This window comes from Aquimarina agarivorans, assembly GCF_000218485.1.
Taxonomy (GTDB): Bacteria; Bacteroidota; Bacteroidia; order Flavobacteriales; family Flavobacteriaceae; genus Aquimarina; species Aquimarina agarivorans.
In genome coordinates this window covers 20820-37882 of the sequence record NZ_AFPB01000175.1, presented here as the reverse complement: position 1 = coordinate 37882, position 17063 = coordinate 20820, and the positions used below count along the sequence as shown (strand labels likewise).

Annotated in this window: 19 protein-coding genes; 14 read left to right on the top strand and 5 right to left on the bottom strand. The window is 32.4% G+C overall.

Features of this window, described 5'->3' with window-relative positions; genetic code table 11:
* The 6 genes from GMC_RS0116240 to GMC_RS21755 all read left to right on the top strand — a co-directional run.
* A partial coding sequence (locus GMC_RS0116240) for a hypothetical protein (RefSeq protein WP_010523146.1) occupies nt 1-188 on the top strand: 188 nt, incomplete at its 5' end.
* Nucleotides 185-451, top strand: coding sequence for a hypothetical protein (locus GMC_RS0116235; protein WP_010523145.1), 267 nt, complete (start codon nt 185-187; stop codon nt 449-451). The genes GMC_RS0116240 and GMC_RS0116235, both read left to right, overlap by 4 nt.
* A 115-nt stretch (nt 452-566) precedes the next feature.
* Entirely contained in the window at nt 567-1076 is a 510-nt protein-coding gene (locus tag GMC_RS22395; RefSeq protein WP_010523144.1) for a deaminase domain-containing protein, read from the top strand.
* Between the two features lie 25 nt (nt 1077-1101).
* Nucleotides 1102-1539, top strand: coding sequence for an SMI1/KNR4 family protein (locus GMC_RS0116225; RefSeq protein WP_010523143.1), 438 nt, complete (start codon nt 1102-1104; stop codon nt 1537-1539).
* Between the two features lie 26 nt (nt 1540-1565).
* The gene (locus tag GMC_RS0116220) at nt 1566-1844 is read left to right on the top strand and encodes a hypothetical protein (protein ID WP_010523142.1); all 279 of its coding nucleotides are present in this window, start codon (nt 1566-1568) and stop codon (nt 1842-1844) included.
* Between the two features lie 6 nt (nt 1845-1850).
* Nucleotides 1851-2003, top strand: a complete 153-nt coding sequence (locus GMC_RS21755) for a hypothetical protein (protein ID WP_157998179.1) — start codon at nt 1851-1853, stop codon at nt 2001-2003.
* 157 nt (nt 2004-2160) lie between these two features.
* Here GMC_RS21755 and GMC_RS0116210 read toward each other — a convergent pair whose 3' ends face one another.
* Entirely contained in the window at nt 2161-2997 is an 837-nt protein-coding gene (locus GMC_RS0116210) for a hypothetical protein (RefSeq protein ID WP_010523141.1), read from the bottom strand.
* 274 nt (nt 2998-3271) lie between these two features.
* Here GMC_RS0116210 and GMC_RS0116205 point away from each other — a divergent pair, with 274 nt between their 5' ends.
* From GMC_RS0116205 to GMC_RS20900, 3 genes are all read left to right on the top strand, one after another.
* Entirely contained in the window at nt 3272-4633 is a 1362-nt protein-coding gene (locus GMC_RS0116205; RefSeq protein WP_010523140.1) for a PKD domain-containing protein, read from the top strand.
* 57 nt (nt 4634-4690) lie between these two features.
* Nucleotides 4691-5467 carry a diadenylate cyclase gene (locus GMC_RS0116200; RefSeq protein WP_010523139.1) on the top strand — a complete coding sequence of 259 codons (777 nt, stop codon included), beginning with the start codon at nt 4691-4693 and terminating at the stop codon, nt 5465-5467.
* 422 nt (nt 5468-5889) lie between these two features.
* A complete protein-coding gene (locus GMC_RS20900) occupies nt 5890-8853 on the top strand; it encodes a S8 family serine peptidase (protein WP_010523138.1) in 2964 nt (987 codons plus the stop codon).
* 265 nt (nt 8854-9118) lie between these two features.
* Here the strand turns inward: GMC_RS20900 and GMC_RS22595 are convergent, their stop codons facing one another.
* Together GMC_RS22595 and GMC_RS22590 are read right to left on the bottom strand one after the other, a co-directional pair.
* Nucleotides 9119-9337, bottom strand: coding sequence for a GNAT family N-acetyltransferase (locus GMC_RS22595; protein ID WP_262482031.1), 219 nt, complete (start codon nt 9335-9337; stop codon nt 9119-9121).
* Nucleotides 9324-9584 (bottom strand): GNAT family N-acetyltransferase, encoded by a 261-nt coding sequence (locus tag GMC_RS22590; protein ID WP_010523137.1) that lies wholly within the window; start codon nt 9582-9584, stop codon nt 9324-9326. The genes GMC_RS22595 and GMC_RS22590 overlap by 14 nt, the downstream gene beginning before the upstream one ends.
* 312 nt (nt 9585-9896) lie before the next feature.
* On the opposite strand from GMC_RS22590, the gene GMC_RS0116185 reads away from it, so the two are divergent.
* Nucleotides 9897-11174: an IS1380 family transposase gene (locus GMC_RS0116185; protein ID WP_010523136.1), complete on the top strand. Its 1278-nt coding sequence runs from the start codon at nt 9897-9899 to the stop codon at nt 11172-11174.
* 360 nt (nt 11175-11534) lie between these two features.
* Here GMC_RS0116185 and GMC_RS21750 read toward each other — a convergent pair whose 3' ends face one another.
* On the bottom strand, nt 11535-11690 hold the full coding sequence (locus GMC_RS21750; RefSeq protein WP_157998178.1) for a hypothetical protein: 156 nt from the start codon (nt 11688-11690) through the stop codon (nt 11535-11537).
* A gap of 28 nt (nt 11691-11718) precedes the next feature.
* On the bottom strand, nt 11719-12027 hold the full coding sequence (locus GMC_RS0116175; RefSeq protein WP_238528028.1) for a DUF3157 family protein: 309 nt from the start codon (nt 12025-12027) through the stop codon (nt 11719-11721).
* Nucleotides 12028-12138: 111 nt separating this feature from the next.
* On the opposite strand from GMC_RS0116175, the gene hemB reads away from it, so the two are divergent.
* The 4 genes from hemB to GMC_RS0116155 all read left to right on the top strand — a co-directional run bounded on the left by hemB (nt 12139) and on the right by GMC_RS0116155 (nt 16487).
* The gene (gene hemB, locus GMC_RS0116170; protein ID WP_010523134.1) at nt 12139-13110 is read left to right on the top strand and encodes a porphobilinogen synthase; all 972 of its coding nucleotides are present in this window, start codon (nt 12139-12141) and stop codon (nt 13108-13110) included.
* 119 nt (nt 13111-13229) lie between these two features.
* The gene (locus GMC_RS0116165) at nt 13230-14375 is read left to right on the top strand and encodes a DM13 domain-containing protein (RefSeq protein ID WP_010523133.1); all 1146 of its coding nucleotides are present in this window, start codon (nt 13230-13232) and stop codon (nt 14373-14375) included.
* Nucleotides 14376-14394: 19 nt separating this feature from the next.
* Nucleotides 14395-15282: a hypothetical protein gene (locus tag GMC_RS0116160; RefSeq protein WP_010523132.1), complete on the top strand. Its 888-nt coding sequence runs from the start codon at nt 14395-14397 to the stop codon at nt 15280-15282.
* Nucleotides 15283-15398: 116 nt separating this feature from the next.
* The gene (locus GMC_RS0116155; RefSeq protein ID WP_010523131.1) at nt 15399-16487 is read left to right on the top strand and encodes a CNNM domain-containing protein; all 1089 of its coding nucleotides are present in this window, start codon (nt 15399-15401) and stop codon (nt 16485-16487) included.
* Nucleotides 16488-17063 lie beyond the last annotated feature (576 nt).

Genomic DNA, 17063 nt, shown 5'->3' with positions numbered 1-17063 from the left:
AGTATGTAATGTTATCCGAAATAGCACAAAGTAAAGGGGCTGTTAAAGGAGGTGTCTATCCAAAAGTGACAGGAGAAATTATCATATCCTCAGAGCTTCCTTATTGTGTATCTTGCCAAGGAGTAATACAAGATTTTAGTGAAATGTTCCCTAATTTAGATGTAATTTTAATAGACGGTTTAAAATGAAAGTAACAGAAATAATGTATTCAGGTATAGCCGTAAGACAGCTGGTGTATAGTTTTAATAAAGAATTTTCTACAGAAATTTTTACCAGTATAGAGATGAAAGAAGGAAACAGTTTTGTTACTATTGATTTTGGTAATACATCAAAAGAACTAATATTTAAGTTTTCTTTTAAATTAGGAAAAACTCAAAAGCTTTTAATGAAAACTAGAGAGTTTATGTTGCCTATTGGCCAATACCCATTACCACCAGAAGAGAACACTTGATTTTACAGAGATATGAGGTGTGATATAACGAGTATTATAGTTTTAGAGAGTAGGTAGAAAGGTTTTAATGGTTGTTCTTTATTTAAATTACGGCATAATATAGCATAATGCTTTAGTGGAAATAAACCACCCAGATTTTCAAGGATTTAAAAACCTTTGTGCTAATAACCCTAAAGTTTCGGTTAAGTTAGCTGGTGATGAATGGACTGAATTTGTAGCGAGTACTAAAAGTTCTTTTGGAATAGGAAGAAAAAGAAATATTGTTAAAATGGAGTTTGATGGCAAAGAATATCTAATAGCAAGCGGGAAAGGTTGTAATGGTCAAATGACAGGAAGCGGAAAATTTATTCCAGAGGAGTTTGTTTTAGATATAGATAAAGGGCAGCGAGTGTTTGCACCTTCAATTTCAACAAGGCATTTAGATACAGAATCTTTAGGGCTAGAATATTTTGCTAAGTTAAAGAATGCTGTTAAAGGAGGTAAATATCCCAAGATAACCGGCAAAGTGAAAATAGCAAGCGACCTATGCCCTTGTCCTTCTTGTTCGGCTATTTTTCAACAATTTAGTGATATGTTCCCTAATGTTACTATAGATATTACAACAACTACAAAATTACATTATTAAAATGGAGAAAAACTATATCTCTTTCTTGAGCAATTACGAAGATAAAATAGGAGAAATTATTGGTCTAAATATTGGCGAAATTAATCAGTTAGAGAAAGATTTTAATGTAAAACTTCCACTAGCATATAAACAGTTTTTATTAAGTTCAGGAAGAAAAACAGGATTTTTAATGAATGGTTATTATATTGAATATCCATCATTAATGGATAATAAAGAAGATGCTATTCATGAACTTAATTTTGATGATCGAAAAAAAGATGATGAAAAACCAGAAATAAAGGATAATTATTTTTTCTTTGCTCAATGGCAAGGATATAATTTTTTCTTTTTTGATTGTTCTAGAGAGGAAGATGATCCCGTAGTTTTTTTATTTGACACAGAGAAAATCACAAAATATAAAGATAGTTTTACGGAATTTTTGAGAGACGAGGGGTTAAAACCTTTGCTTGAAAGTATCTCTTAAGCTGATTTTTCTTGTAAGGAGTGATTTTGAGCATCTTTAAGCACACTCCGAGCTACCGGGTAAAACAAGCAATTATAGAGGATTCCCCGAAGGTTATTAAAGGATGGTGGAAAAAGCAAGATATTTATACTAGTGGAGAGTCTACAAATCTTACTATTTTTAAAGAAGGAAAAGCTAATAATTCATCAGATATAGAAGCAGCACCCCAAACTCCGTCAGGAAAAATATTTGTTAGAGAAGGCTTTGATAAAGTTAAGGTCATCAAAAATACGCCTGATGAAGTTATAATGCACTTTTTTAAATAGATAATTATGGATATCATTAATATTTTTAGCCTCCATTCAGATAAAGAAATATTTGGTAAAAAAGGTTCTAAAGAAGGTCTTTATGGACTTCTTGAATCTATTTTAGAAAAGCTTGTCATTAAAAGAAGTAATAAATTCATTTTATTGTTTAAAAATTAGATTGGGAATAAATAATAATATCCATAACTCCAAAATATTTAAACCACTACAGAGTAAATAAATAAAATAAAATTTATAAAAAAAATTTTTTTCAAGTCTAGATTAGTTGATGTTTAAGTCTCAAAGCCATGTAAAAATCTAATTTATAAAGTAACATTTATAGTTTTTCTTCACTAATTAAATCCTTAGCCATTGTTTCTATAATTTGATGTCTGTTTTTAATTTTATTGAGCTTATTTTTAGTTATACCATATTCTACAAATGGTTTGTAAGATTTATATACGGATCCATCGAAAGAAGAAAGAGGGACATCTTTGGTGTTGAAAATAAAGTAATAATGTGTTTCTACGCCAACTGTCGTTTGCAATTGGTGTATAGCATACCCAATATAAATTTCAGAAGATTGATCTTTTTGGAATATATCAACTCGTGTTTTTCTTACCAAACTTTTATTAAGTAAACTATAATCATCCTTTGAATACTTAGTTTTTAGTATTAATGTATCATTTGCTAATCTTTTTATCTTAAAATCAATATTTTTAAGTGTTTCTTTTTCTTTGTCTAGTTTTGTGCTGATCCAAGTTGGAATTTTAGGTGTGTTTTTAACTAAATGATCAATATTTTCTGCTTTAAGACCTTTTGAGTCAATAAGATCAATTTTAAGCATATATTGAATTATTCTCTTATCACTAAGCCAATAATTTTTTTCCGTTATTGCTATTGTATCGGTAAATTTATCACCGTAGAAAATTCTGTATGGATAAATTTTGTCTTTGTGAAATAATAAAGATTCTTTATCAATTTGTCTTATTTTACAGAAGTTTTGATTATTGATATCACTAACCTGAAAATACTTGTGACCGTTTTCTTTAATTTTCAAAATTTTAGCAATTTTTTCTTTGTTCAGAAACACCTCTCCTTTTTTAATTTTAACTTTTTGCGAAAAAACATTTGATACTATAAGTAAAGTAATTAAGAAGTTTAAAATTTTCATTTCTTTATAAAATTATTAAATGCCTAGAATTAAACAAAAGTGCAAATAATAAATCAATTATGTTTTTTTTATTTTGACAGAAAATTCTTAAAATACTGATTAAAATTTAATCTTAAAAGATGCTGTCTAAAGAAACAAAATAAAAATCCTTCAGCCTAATTAAGAAAGAAGTTAAAGAAATCACAGCAAATAACCCAACTTCAAGCAATACACGCTAACAAACCTGCTAAACAATCAAAATGAGTATATTTGAAAAAATGAAAAATTAAAGCAAATGAATATAATTTCAAGATATTTTTACGGGCTTATAACTTTTATGCTTTTAGTGAATTGTGCAAAAGAAGAAGCTGTTCCTGTAGATATTAATTTTGAATTTGAAGTGTTTAATAATGATTTTTCGGTACCCGTGGAAGTGATTATATTTAACAACACGCGTGGAGCAGATAGCTATGAATGGGCATTTGAAGCAGGGTCACCAGCAATTTCGAGTCAGCGAAATCCAGGGGTTGTTATTTTTAATACAAAGGGAACTCATAAAATTTCGCTTAAAGCCACTAATGAGGATGGATCGGAAGCCTTTTTGGAAAAAGTATTGAATATTGATGATCCCGTGGCTATTAATTTCACTGTAACCCCCGAAATAGATACTTTTTCACCTATAAAGGCACAAATCGAAAATCTAACTACTGGAGGAACAAGTTATCAATGGACTTTTCAAGATGGAGTGCCAGCAACAAGCACAAGTGAACAGCCCCCAGTAATTGTATTTTCAACTCCAGGGGAACATAAAATTACATTAGAGGCGACTAATGGACGTGAAACAGAAACCTTTGAGCAACGCATTGAAGTGGCTCCGTTTTTGGAAGCAGATTTTGAATATGAAGTAAATTTTGAGGATGATGATTTTCAAGCACCTGTTACTGTAACTATAAAAAACAATAGTATAAGCGCCACATCATATGAATGGGAATTTACCAATGCTACTCCATTAAATAGTGATGAAGCGGAACCAAATGTCACTTTTAATGCAGCGGGTACCCAAGAGCTTAAACTAACCGCTAGCAATGGAAAAGAAACAAAATCCATTACAAAAACTATTGAAATAGTTACGGATACTAATTTAAGAGTTTTAAAGGATGTCAATTTAGGGGTAAATGCCGCGCACACAGGTAATAGTATCGGTAGTTTTTACGACCTTGATACGCGTAGCGTTTTTTATGCCAATGAGCTTACGCCCGAAAATAGCAGCTCGATTGATTTAGTGTATTTTGGATTGAATGAAAATTTTACGCGTAATGTTTTTGTTTCGCCTGATAATTTAGAAAATACTACGTTCCCTAATTTGCAAAATGTCTCTAAAACTAAAATTATAAACACACTTGAAAACTGTATGTGTGGTGTTTCATTATCAGTGAATGAGTTTGATACGATGACCACCGATGCTATGTTGAGGGCTACGACAATAACCGAAACTCCAGAGGGGTCATTAGCATTTACAAATTCAATTACTCCAAGGATTATTGTATTTGAAACCGCCGATGGTAGAAAAGGAGCGCTAAAAATTAAACAGTTTGTAGCAAATGGAAAAGACTCGTTTATAGATGTGGACATTAAAGTTCAAAAAATAGCACGTTAAAAAAGCTGAATAAGAATCGTTTATTTCACTATTTTTACGAAAACAGATACAGATAAATTGGATTTCCTTAACATTCGCTTTTTAGATATTATTGACATTGTATTGGTCGCTACCTTATTGTATTATATATACAAATTAGTCAAGGGAACAGCAGCCATTAATATTTTTATTGGAATTGTTATTATTTATGGGGTTTGGAAATTAACCGAAGCACTGGACATGCTTATGTTAAGTTCTGTATTAGGGGAGTTTATTGGTGTAGGAATGTTTGCTTTAATTGTGGTGTTTCAGCAAGAAATCCGAAAATTTCTCCTTATGGTAGGTTCCACCAATTTTGCTTCGAGAAATCGCTTTTTTGCCCAGCTTAAGTTTTTAAAAGATACTAATAAGGAAATCACCACTAATGTAACCGCTATAGTTAAAGCCTGTGAGAGTATGAGTCAGACATTTACGGGTGCACTCATTGTAATTAAACGAAATACTTCATTAGATTTTGTAAAAAGTACGGGAGATGGTATGCATAATGAAGTTAATATTCCTATTATTGAAAGTATTTTTTATAAAAATAGCCCCCTACATGATGGCGCCATGATTATTGAAGACAACATTATAAGCGCCACTCGGGTAATTTTACCAGTTTCAGGAGACTTAAATATTCCTTTACGATTCGGTTTACGCCATCGTGCAGCCGTTAGTATTACTCAAAAAACGGATGCTGTGGCACTTGTTGTTAGTGAAGAAAACGGAAAAATATCTTATATCAATAATGGTGAATTTATTGTTTATAAAACTACGCATGACTTAATTCAAAAACTGACTGAAGACCTGCAGTAATAAGTTAACTTTCAATTTTAGAAACTAAAATTAAATTTTTCTGCACCTTGGTTATGACTAAGCCTATATTTTTTTTCTTACCCAAACACACACCCCTTAATTATTATTTGAGTAATTAAAATCCAAAACTGTATTACATTGGAAGAATGAATTGTAGTAATTACAAAAAAATTAGATCAAAATACTATTTTAACGATTAAAATCTCAACAATAAAAGACCCTAAATTTGATTGATTTTAAAATTAGCAAATATTTAAATGTTAAACAGTTGAAAATCAGTACCTATTTAGATTTTAGTAACGCCGAAACAAAGCCAATCCAATCACTAGGTAAAATCTTACATCTAAGAATATGCAAACAATAGTAAATTTGTTAGTATAAAAAAAAGAAAATTACTAAAGTTTTTATAAAAAATTATTGCTATGATTAAAATTAACAAAACACCTAAATTAGCATTTACTCTATGGGGTAGTGTTGCTCTTTTGATAGGCTATTCATCAGTTTGCGCCCAACAATCTAATGAATCTGATTTATACTACTATACAAATCAAGGTAAAGTTAGCCTTACTGTAGATAAGGATTTTTACATTCTTAATGCTAAAGATAAACGTGCGTTTAAAAAACAATGTGACATTTTAGCAACAAAAAAAAATGCACAAATTACAAATGTAAGCCGATTAGGTTTTATGGTATACCAATCTGACAAAACTGGCAACAGTGAGAAAGATGTAATTAACCAAATGCACCTTAAAGAAAAAAATTGGGATATCCATACTGCATTAGTGACTGATAATGGCGCAAAAAAATACCCTACAGGAAAAGTGCTTTTAAAAATGAAGGAAGGAAAATCGTTTGACATGTTAAACGATCTTTTAAAAGAATGCAATATCAGCAAGATTGATTCTCCTCGCAAAAATGTATACACCATTTCTATGGCTAAAGCTTCTGAATCAATATCTTTAGCAAATAAGATTTACGAAAGTAATTTAGTGGAATTTTCGCAGCCTGATTTTCTTGTAAAAATAATTCTTAATAATGATCCGCTCTTTAACGAGCAGTATTCATTACACAACACTGGTCAAACAGTAAAAGGAAGCAGAGGAATTAGCGGAATTGACTGTAGTGCTCTTGAAGCTTGGGAAATAACTACTGGATCTCCTTCGGTAAGAGTGGCGGTAATTGACCAAGGAGTTGAAGCCCATCCTGACTTAAATGATGGCAACGGGATGAGTAAAGTAGTTGCTGGTTTTACTCCCGAAACTGCAAACGGAGACGGTACACCTACAAATTTTCAATCCTTTCATGGTATGGCAGTAGCTGGAACCATTGCTGCATCTCACAACAACATAGGATTACGAGGCATAGCACCCAATGTACAATTACTTTCAGGAAATTTTTCCACTGCCAGCACCGTTGAATCTTTAGCCTCAATATTTACCTGGGCTAAAGATAATGATGCTGATGTAATAAATTGTTCTTGGAGTTTTGACAGTAGTACAACTGATTGTTCACGTACTGAACCTGCTTTAAACGATGCTATTGAAGATGCCGCAAGGAATGGAAGAGACGGTAAAGGTATTACTATTGTTTTTTCTTCAGGAAACAGAAGAGGAACAGCTAATTGCGTAAGCTATCCTGCCAACTTAAGTTCTCAATCTTTGGTATTAGCTGTAGGTGCCGCTGACAGTAGCGGTAATATTGCTTCTTATAGTCAAGCGGGTCCAGAACTCGATTTAGTTGGTATAAGCGCAGCTAATTTTAGCACTACTGCAAATTTAGGTAACGTACATGCATTAGATAGAGCTGGCGCTCCTGGAATTGATTTTCTCCAAGGAGATTATATTGATAATTTTGGAGGAACTTCTTACTCAGCAGCTATTGTTTCTGGAATTGCTGCCTTAATGTACAGTGTTAATCCTGAACTAACAGCAACGCAAGTAAGAGATATCCTTACATCAACAGCTGAAGATTTTGGACCCAGAGGGTTTGATAACAATTTTGGTCATGGTAATGTAAATGCGCACCAAGCCGTTTTAGCAGCTCAACGTTTAGCTAATACGTCGCCTGTTGTTACTCCTCCTACTCCTAACCAAGCTCCCACCCTTAATTTTGTAGGATTAACTAATAACCAATCTTTCACCGCACCTGCCAACTTAACAATCACCGTTAATGCAAATGATACGGACGGCAGAATTGTAAATGTTAGGTTGTTTTTGAATAATCGTTTAGTGAGACAGGAAAGTATTGCACCATACGAATGGGGATTAAGCAATCAAAATGATCCAAACATTAAAAACCTTAGCCAAGGCACGTATACATTAAGAGCCGTTGCTACTGATAACGATGGCGCTACCAGTGAGCAATCAATAACTTTAAGAGTGAATAACGCTGCTCCTGTAGCTATAAGTAATGTAGCCTTAAATAAATCTGCAACACAGTCATCAACTGCTTTTGGAGGTGCTGCAAGTAGAGCTGTCGATGGGAATACCAATGGAAATTATAGAGAGGGATCTGTCACACACACAAGAAGTGAAAGAAGCTGGTGGAGAGTGGACTTAGGTGCTACTTATAATATTTCCAGCATTTCTGTTTTTAACAGAACTAATAATTGTTGTAGCGCAAGGCTAAATAGCACTATTGTTTATGCTGGCTTGACTAATAGTACTAACCCTAGCGATTTTACGCAAATTGGTAATTTAAATCAAAATGCTGAACAATCATTTTCTAATATAAATCAACAAGCTAGATACGTGCTTATCGCTAAAACAAATAGTGATTTTTTAAGCTTAGCTGAAGTGCAAGTTTTTGGGTCTTTAGCCACTACATTAAACTCAACTATTACTGCTGAAGCAACGCTTTACAGGCATTGTAATTTTAATGGAACAAGCGCTAGATTAGCCGTGGGCGACTATGCTGACATATCATCTGTTTTTATAAACAATCAATTGTCTTCTATTCAAATCCCTAGCGGATTGCAAGTAACTTTATATAGTGAAGTAACCTTTGGCGGATCATCAATTGTGCTTACTGCAAATGACAGTTGCTTAAGTAATGATCGTTTTAATGACGTGGCATCTTCAGCAAGAATTTCCAGAACTACTGGAGCAAAACTATTAACTGAACAGGATTCTTTTGCAAAAGTAACCGTATTTCCTAATCCAGCATCTGAAGTTATTAACTTAGACATTTCAAACTATCAAGATACTGGTGTAAATTTTGCCATTTACAATACTAGTGGATTATTAATTACGCAAGGTGCATTTACTATTGATCATAATAATATTGAACCAATAACTGTATCTAACCTAGCCAATGGATTATACTTTATAACCGTAAATGCACTGGATAAAGAGCAAAAAACGAGTATAAAATTTATTAAAGAGTAACAATAAAATAATAGTTAACTGATACTTTTTATAAAAAAACAAAGTGATATAATCTAACGATTATATCACTTTGTTTTTTTATACCTTATATACAGATTCTTAACAGGTTTAATGGTAAAAATCCTCAAATAAATTTAAAAATTTTGTGTTCACAAAAAAGCAAACATAGATCTAGTCCTAGTATGGTTTGAAGCTTTAAGTAAAAAGAATCATTTGAAACAAGTACAGGTAACTTTATATTAAAAGGACTACAAAACCCTACAAATTAAAGTTGGTTTTCAACTTTGTACCAAACACATTTTTCATATTCAGGGTATGCTTTTAACTTTGAGTGATTAAAAACTGCCTGTTTGGTCATTCCTATTTTTAACATCACCTTTTCGGAAGTTTTGTTGCCAATGGTGCAAACAGAAACAACTTCTTTTAAATTTAAATCGCTAAAAGCATAAGTTAAACAACGCTTAGCTCCCTCACTCAGTAGCATAGCCTCTCCCCCAAGCTGATTTTTTTAAACGCCAACCAATATCAACCGAAGGATTGAAAGGGGCTTCATAATTCTGATCATTTATTCCAATAAACCCTATAAATTCCTCTGTATCCAAAGTATCAACAGCAAAATACGTATACCCAGTTTTTTTATACTGAGTTTTTAATCGATCAATATAACTTGCCGTTTCTTTAGTCGTTAACTTAAAGGGGAAGTATTCCATAACTTTTGGATCCGCATTCATCCTTGCAAATTCACTTTAAACATCAGGTGTCCAATTTCTAAATCCCAAACGGGCCCATGTAAAAATATAGTCTTGTTTCAATGTTTATGACTTAAATTATGAGCTTAATACTTTAATTCTATTCTAGGCAAACTAAAAATCATAAAACTAAAAATCATAAAACTAAATTAGACAAAATATTCACATCTTAAGAATAGTTCCTAGTATCCGCATCAAAAAAAGTTAAATAATCGGCAAGCCTTGTAAAATAACGATCACAAAGCTTTGCCGATTAAAATATTTTCACCTATTTAGGTGAAAACATCGTTGCGGATGAAAATTACGTATTCTAGTGAAACTATTAATTCATTTGGCGGAATAAATTTTGCTGATCATATTGTTAGTAAAAGTTCTATCTATCAACTAATTGACCAAAAACTTGGTTCGAGGAGTTCAAAATCGACTTATTGTTATTCTGATTTAATACGTTCTTATTTTCTATTGACCCTCTGTGGAGGAGAATGTGCCGAAGATATTACAGAACATTTTCGCAGAGAATTAGAACAAATAAAAGATTTTTCGGTTTGTTCAGCAGATACGCTATTGCGAATGCAAAAAGAATTAGCGACCACCAAACAAACCTATATTTCCTCGCCCCTTAAACAACACGATTTCAATATCAATATGAAGTTAAATGACCCGATGATTGAACTTTTAATTCACTGCAAACAACTTTCCCCTAATAATCAAGACTATATTTTTGATTACGACAATCAATTTATACCCACAGCTAAATACGATTCAAAACGCAGTTACAAAAAAGCCGATGGATACTTTCCAGGAATTGCCACCATTGGGAATCACCCTGTTTATATTGAAAACAGAAATGGAAATAGTAATGTCAAATACAAGCAAGACCAAACCCTTCAACGCGCCTACAATACTCTTAAAAAATTTGGAATAAAACCCAAATATAGCCGTATGGATTGTGGCTCATTTGTTAAAACCGTTATTCCTGTAGTTGAAGCTAATAGTGAGTATTTCTTTATTCGAGTGCAGCGTTGCACCAGTCTTTACGGCACTATAAAAGAAATAACCCAATGGCAGGATGTTGAAATTGGCTTCAAGAACTATCAAATTGCATCAATACAATACGCCCCTTTCGGAGAAAAAAAGACATACAGATATGTTTTAAGTAGAGAAAAAAAAGCAACTACACAAGGCGATTTATTCACTGGAGATGATTTTAAATACAGAGCTATAATGACCAATGAAACCGAAATGACGGATTTTGAGGTTATTGAGTTTTATAATGCTTGTGGAGAAAGTGAACGTGTATTTGACCAAATGAACAATGATTTTCATTGGAAGAAAATGCCCTTTTCTTTTTTAGAACAAAACACCGTCTTTTTGATACTAACGGCAATATGCAGAAATATGTTTCAATTTTTGACAGACTACATTAGTAAAAAAGTAGATTTTATTAAGCCCAACTTCCGATTAAAAAAGGTTATCTATCGTTTTATGGTTGTACCATCAAAATGGATAAAACGCGCAAGGCAAGAGGTCTTAAAACTATTTACTAATAAACAATATCACCTCTTATTGTAATGAGAAACTTAATTCACAAGAACAATCTTGGGATAACTACGCTTTATTCAATTATTTAAATAACTAAAAATGAGATTGTTGAAAAATAAAAAAATAGATAGCTATTATTTTGCTCACGGAATTCCTAAAATAAGAATTGACAAATGTTTTTATTTACCAAAATAAAATAACCCTTAAAAATCTCGCTTGTAATCTAAAAATTAGCGAAAATAAAGCTATTAATAACTTAAACTAACAACAAAAAAATTAGCTGCGGATTTTAGGTAAAACAATAAATTCATTATTATACAAATTCTATTTAAAAGGAAATTTATCGTACACCCAAAATTAACTGACTTAAAAAAACCTATTTAAGCTTTTCTAAAACAATTTTCCCTTTTTGGCAAACATGAAACCAGTACGTTTGTAAGTCACGCGCTTTCCATTAGCACAAAACGTATAACTCCCTTGATTTTTTTGCTCCCTCAATTTCAACAATAACACATCTTTTACTTCGCAGTTATTATGTTTTGCCACTTTCTTTTTAATATGTTTTATTGTTGCTCTAGGGGTTTTTAAATGTGCTTGCACCACGCGGTTGCCCCTTAGGCTCTTCAAAACCTTCAACAGTATTACATTTTTTAGTATTTACTTTGCTTATTAACGGCGATGACCCTTGTGCTATTTGCACCGCTACTGCTTCTTTACTATCCTCATCCACTTTATCGGGCACTACAGCATCAATATATTCCCAAGTAAAATCTGCTTTTAAAAGCACTCTTCTACCATCATCAGTTTTTACTATATAATTATTCTGGCTAAAGCCGAAAAAAGAAATAAATAAAACACAGCTAAAAAGATACTTTTTCATCATAAATAAATATTAAATGTCAAAAATAATGATAAAAGTTTACTTAAAATGCTTACTGTTTGGAGAATTTAAAATTGGCAAAATGCCTACCTTTGAGTTTATTAAATAACACCTATGTTTCCATTACAACGCAACCGAAGATTGCGCACCAACAAAGCCATTCGTTCATTAGTGCAAGAGCACACCATTTCCGTTAATGATTTTATAGTACCGCTATTTGTAGTGGAAGGGAAAGGCATTAAGGAGGAAATTGCTTCAATGCCAAACTATTTTAGGTATAGTTTGGACTTGCTTAGCGCAGAAGTAAAAGAACTGTGGAATCTAGGCTTAAAATCAGTTCTGGTTTTTGTAAAAGTGCCTGACAATTTAAAGGATAACAAAGGGATTGAAGCACTAAATCCTGAAGGGTTAATGCAACGCGCAATTAAAACTATAAAGGATGCAGTTCCTGAAATGTTAGTAATGACTGATGTTGCTTTGGATCCTTACTCCTCCTACGGACACGATGGTATTGTTGAAAACGGTTACGTAGTCAACGACCCAACTGCTGAAGTATTAGCACAAATGTCGCTTTCGCACGCCCAAGCAGGTGCCGATTTTGTAGCACCAAGTGACATGATGGACGGGCGTATTGAAACGATTCGTATGGCTTTAGAAGAGCATAATTTTGTAAACACTGGGATTATGAGTTATAGCGCCAAGTATGCTTCAGCATTTTATGGGCCATTCCGAGATGCCTTGGATTCCGCTCCTGGTTTTGGGGACAAAAAAACGTATCAAATGGATGCTTCCAACCGAAAGGAAGCTATTACAGAAACACTGCTTGACATTCAAGAAGGTGCCGATATTGTAATGGTAAAACCCGGCCTGTGTTATTTAGATATTGTCAGAGACTTAGCCAATGAAATTGAAACACCAATTGCAGCATACCAAGTAAGTGGCGAATATGCTATGCTGAAAGCTGCCGCCGATAAAGGCTGGCTTGACCATGATACTGTAATGATAGAACAATTGATTGCTTTTAAAAGAGCTGGTGCCAGTATTATTGCTAGTTATTTTGCCAAAGATGTTGCCAAATTACTGTAGGACACCTTTCAATTTTGTGCATTTTATCGATTTTATGTTGTAGTAAAGCAAATTCTTAAATTAAGCTGTAATATAATTTAATCATTAACGACATAAAAAAAGTAATAAAACAATCAATCATGAAATTAAAATCGATAATTTACGGAATGACACCGATATTACTTGCTTCTTGTATAGGTGAAGACATTGAAGTTGTACCTGATCCAATAATTACATCAGAAAGTGTAAGCTTCGACAGAAAATTGACTTCTATTGCTGTAGATGAAACTTTCAAACTTGACGTAAAAGTTAACGGACGTATACTTAATGCAGATAATGAACAGTTTGATCTTGATTTTTCTAGTAATGATGAGACTATAGCAACAATAGATGAAATTGGAAACGTTACACCTCAGGAAGGTTCGGTAGGAAAAAAAGTTACTTTATCTGCCACCTTAACACCAATAACAACCGATTCTGAATCTGAACCTATTGTTGAAACTGATGAAATTACCATTGGTTTAGTTACAATTTCGGAAAACGAAGCTAGCCTTTTTACTGATACAAATAATAATGGAACAACTGATGACGAAGTTGCTGATATAATTTCCAATGGATACGATCCTAAAATTACCATAAATGAAAATATATCGGAAATTGATATCAATCAGGAAAATGATATCAGTTTATCTGCAATTTTCCAGAATAGAAAAAATGAAATCGAAAATATTGAATTTGTTTGGTCTAGCGACAACGAAAACATACTTACCATAAATTCCGAAGGGGTAATAAATGCCGTAAGTAAAGGGACCACCACCGTAAAAGTTAGCGCCGAATTTGAAGGCGAAACCATTTCTAGTAAAGAAAAAACAATTACTGTTAGTGAAGAAACTGTTATTATTACACCCGACCCTGTAGAAGAACCGGTAGAAACAAAGACAATAATTGGATCTGGCTCATTAATTTCAAATAGTAGTTATACTGTTAATGGTTCGTTTGAAATTTTTACTGAAAACGGTAAAAACTTTATCAGTTTGAGTGATGATTTTTCTGCGAGAGGTTTACCAGACTTAGTATTATATTTAAGTAACAGCCCTACTTCAAATGCTGGAGCTCCAATTGTAGCTTCACCTGAAACCAATAATGATAGACCTGTGGCTCTTACAGGTTCAGGAGCTCAAACTTTTGAAATTCCTGCGAGTATTAATCCTGAAGAATTCCAAAACGTCTTATTGTTCTGTAGACGCTTCACACAAAAAGTTGGATTCGGAGTAATTAATAGGTAACAAACTTTCAAACTAACCGATGAATATCAAAAATTTAATATATACGACACTTTTCTTATTAATAACCACTTCTAGCTTCGCTGGAGGCGGATGGACTAAAAAGAAAGGAAAATCATACATAAAAGTAGCTGGATGGTGGGTTGAATCACAAGACTTTTTCTCTGGAAACGGAGGCTCATCTTCCAGTCCCGTAACAAATGGTTTGTTTCACCTAAACATTTACGCCGAGTATGGTATTACTGATAAACTGACAGCAATAGGATACGTACCTTTCTTTACTAGATCATATCGTAATGATTTAAAATCTGTCAGACCAAGTGGTGAGGTTATTCAAAATGTTTCTGGTGACGATTTAAATACTTTTGGAGATACTGAAATTGGAGTAAAATATTCAATATTCCAAAAAGGAAGAATTGCCCTAGCAGGTAGTGTTATTTTCGGACTTCCATTTGGCGATGATGGTGCTAACAATAGTCCTGATAATAATTTAGCTACTGGTGATGGTGAATTTAATCAAATAATAAGAGCTGATTTAGGAATATCTATACACAATTCTGACAAAAGCAGCGTTTATGGAAATGTTTACGTTGGATACAACAACCGAACAGAAGACTTTTCAGATGAATATAGAGCAGGCGCTGAATTGGGAGCTGGTTTATTGGGAAATAAACTTTGGTTCATTGGAAAGATTGATGTGATTGAATCAACCGAAAACGGCGACAAACCCATTGAAGGCGGAGCTAGTGTTTTTGCAAATAATTCCGAAGTGGTTAACCTTACTGGAGAAAACGCTATCTATTTTACTGATAAAATTGGATTAAATGCAGCAGTATCGTTTCCAATATCTGGACAATTTATTTATGATGCCCCTGCTATTACTGCTGGCCTATTTTTAGACATTAAATAACAATAAATATACCTTCCCAAAAAGCCTGTTTGAAAATTTCAAACAGGCTTTTTTTAATTTTTACAGTATCTACTCACCTAAATTACTTAAATTAGCTACTAAACTTTATTATATTCATGTTTTTACTAATCCTTTACGGTACAGTTTCTATTTTATTCTCTTTTTTATGTTCCATACTCGAAGCCGTATTACTGAGTATTACGCCAAGCTTTATTAATTTAAAGCAAAAGGAAGGGAAAAGTTATGTTGCCGCTCTTGAAATTCTTAAAAAAGATGTTGATAAGCCACTTATTGCTATTTTAACTCTAAATACAATTGCACATACAGTAGGCGCTATTTTAGTAGGAGTGCAAGCCGAAAAAACTTTTGGTAATGGTAATAATATGGTGATGGTTGTTTCTGCAATTATGACAGCCCTGATTCTTATTGTTTCTGAAATTATTCCAAAAACTATAGGTGCTACCTACTGGAAAAATTTGGCCAATTTTACTACAAAAGCTCTGAACATACTTATTTTTCCTTTAAAATGGACTGGTGTTTTATGGTTATTACAACTTACTACAAAACTCATTGGAAAGTCAGCACATGTAAACACTATGAGTCGCGAAGAATTTATGGCTATTACAGACGCGGCAGAGGAAGAAGGTATTATTAAAGAAAATGAAACTACTGTGATTCGAAATCTTTTGGCCTTTAAATTAATAAAAGCTAAAGATGTCATGACACCATTTACAGTAGCAGTAATTGAGGATGAACAATTAACTTTACGTGAATTTCACAAACATCATAAAAACTTAAAATTTTCGCGCATTCCTGTTTACAAAGATAAATCCCATAATATTACTGGATTTATTTTGAAGGACGATGTTTTAGAACAACTTGTTGAGAATAAAGATCAAATTAGGCTTACTGATATAAAAAGAGATATAATGATGGTGGATGCCAACCAAGCAATCCCCATTGTATTCAATAAATTGATTAAAAACAAAGCCCATATTGCTATTGTTGTTGATGAATTTGGCAATATGATTGGCCTAATAAGCATGGAAGATATTATTGAAACGTTACTAGGTCTTGAAATTATGGACGAAAGTGACAATATTGAAGACATGCAATTGCTTGCCCGAAAAAACTGGGAAACTAGAGCAAAACGATTGGGAATAATACCAGTAACAACAGCAATTCCTAAAGAAAAGAACAAATAATTCAAGTAGCTTTTTCACTCAAAAAATTTGAATAATTGCAGTGCTACAATTTTAATAATTCAATATAGGTTCAAAATCTATGAATTCTGATTAAAAAAGTAATATTTAAGCCTAATTACTGACAAATTTTTGAAAAAAAATGCATTTTAAATGTCATATATTTAAATACAGTATACGCAATTTACCAACCATTCACTTTTACACACTTTGAGCCTAAACATCAAAAAACACTCATTATTCTTACCCAAACAAACTTACAACTAATAGAGTTTTAAAAAAACAACTACTTCGCAGCATTATTCGCAGTTAAAAAATAAATGCTTCGGACTTTTTTATGTGGCAAAATACTTCTATATTACTTTTAGGTATTATTTTTGAAGTTAATAACAAAATAATAACCTTATATTTTATTTATTTAAAAATAAATTATTAGCATAATTTAAATTTTTCAATTTTACAAAAGTTACAAATATTTGAAAAACAAAAGGTTGGTTAACAAATTAATTCTATATTTAAGTAAGCATTAAGGTATTTTTTTTGAATTATTCATTAAAAATAAAACTCAAAAAAAATCAC

Coding starts and splice junctions, on each gene's coding strand:
- GMC_RS0116235 (WP_010523145.1), top strand. CDS start 185: ATGAAAGTAACAGAAATAATGTATTCAGGTATAGCCGTAAGACAGCTG.
- GMC_RS21755 (WP_157998179.1), top strand. CDS start 1,851: ATGGATATCATTAATATTTTTAGCCTCCATTCAGATAAAGAAATATTT.
- GMC_RS0116210 (WP_010523141.1), bottom strand. CDS start 2,997: ATGAAAATTTTAAACTTCTTAATTACTTTACTTATAGTATCAAATGTT.
- GMC_RS0116205 (WP_010523140.1), top strand. CDS start 3,272: ATGAATATAATTTCAAGATATTTTTACGGGCTTATAACTTTTATGCTT.
- GMC_RS20900 (WP_010523138.1), top strand. CDS start 5,890: ATGATTAAAATTAACAAAACACCTAAATTAGCATTTACTCTATGGGGT.
- GMC_RS22595 (WP_262482031.1), bottom strand. CDS start 9,337: ATGCTACTGAGTGAGGGAGCTAAGCGTTGTTTAACTTATGCTTTTAGC.
- GMC_RS22590 (WP_010523137.1), bottom strand. CDS start 9,584: ATGAATGCGGATCCAAAAGTTATGGAATACTTCCCCTTTAAGTTAACG.
- GMC_RS0116185 (WP_010523136.1), top strand. CDS start 9,897: ATGAAAATTACGTATTCTAGTGAAACTATTAATTCATTTGGCGGAATA.
- GMC_RS0116175 (WP_238528028.1), bottom strand. CDS start 12,027: ATGATGAAAAAGTATCTTTTTAGCTGTGTTTTATTTATTTCTTTTTTC.
- hemB (WP_010523134.1), top strand. CDS start 12,139: ATGTTTCCATTACAACGCAACCGAAGATTGCGCACCAACAAAGCCATT.
- GMC_RS0116165 (WP_010523133.1), top strand. CDS start 13,230: ATGAAATTAAAATCGATAATTTACGGAATGACACCGATATTACTTGCT.
- GMC_RS0116160 (WP_010523132.1), top strand. CDS start 14,395: ATGAATATCAAAAATTTAATATATACGACACTTTTCTTATTAATAACC.
- GMC_RS0116155 (WP_010523131.1), top strand. CDS start 15,399: ATGTTTTTACTAATCCTTTACGGTACAGTTTCTATTTTATTCTCTTTT.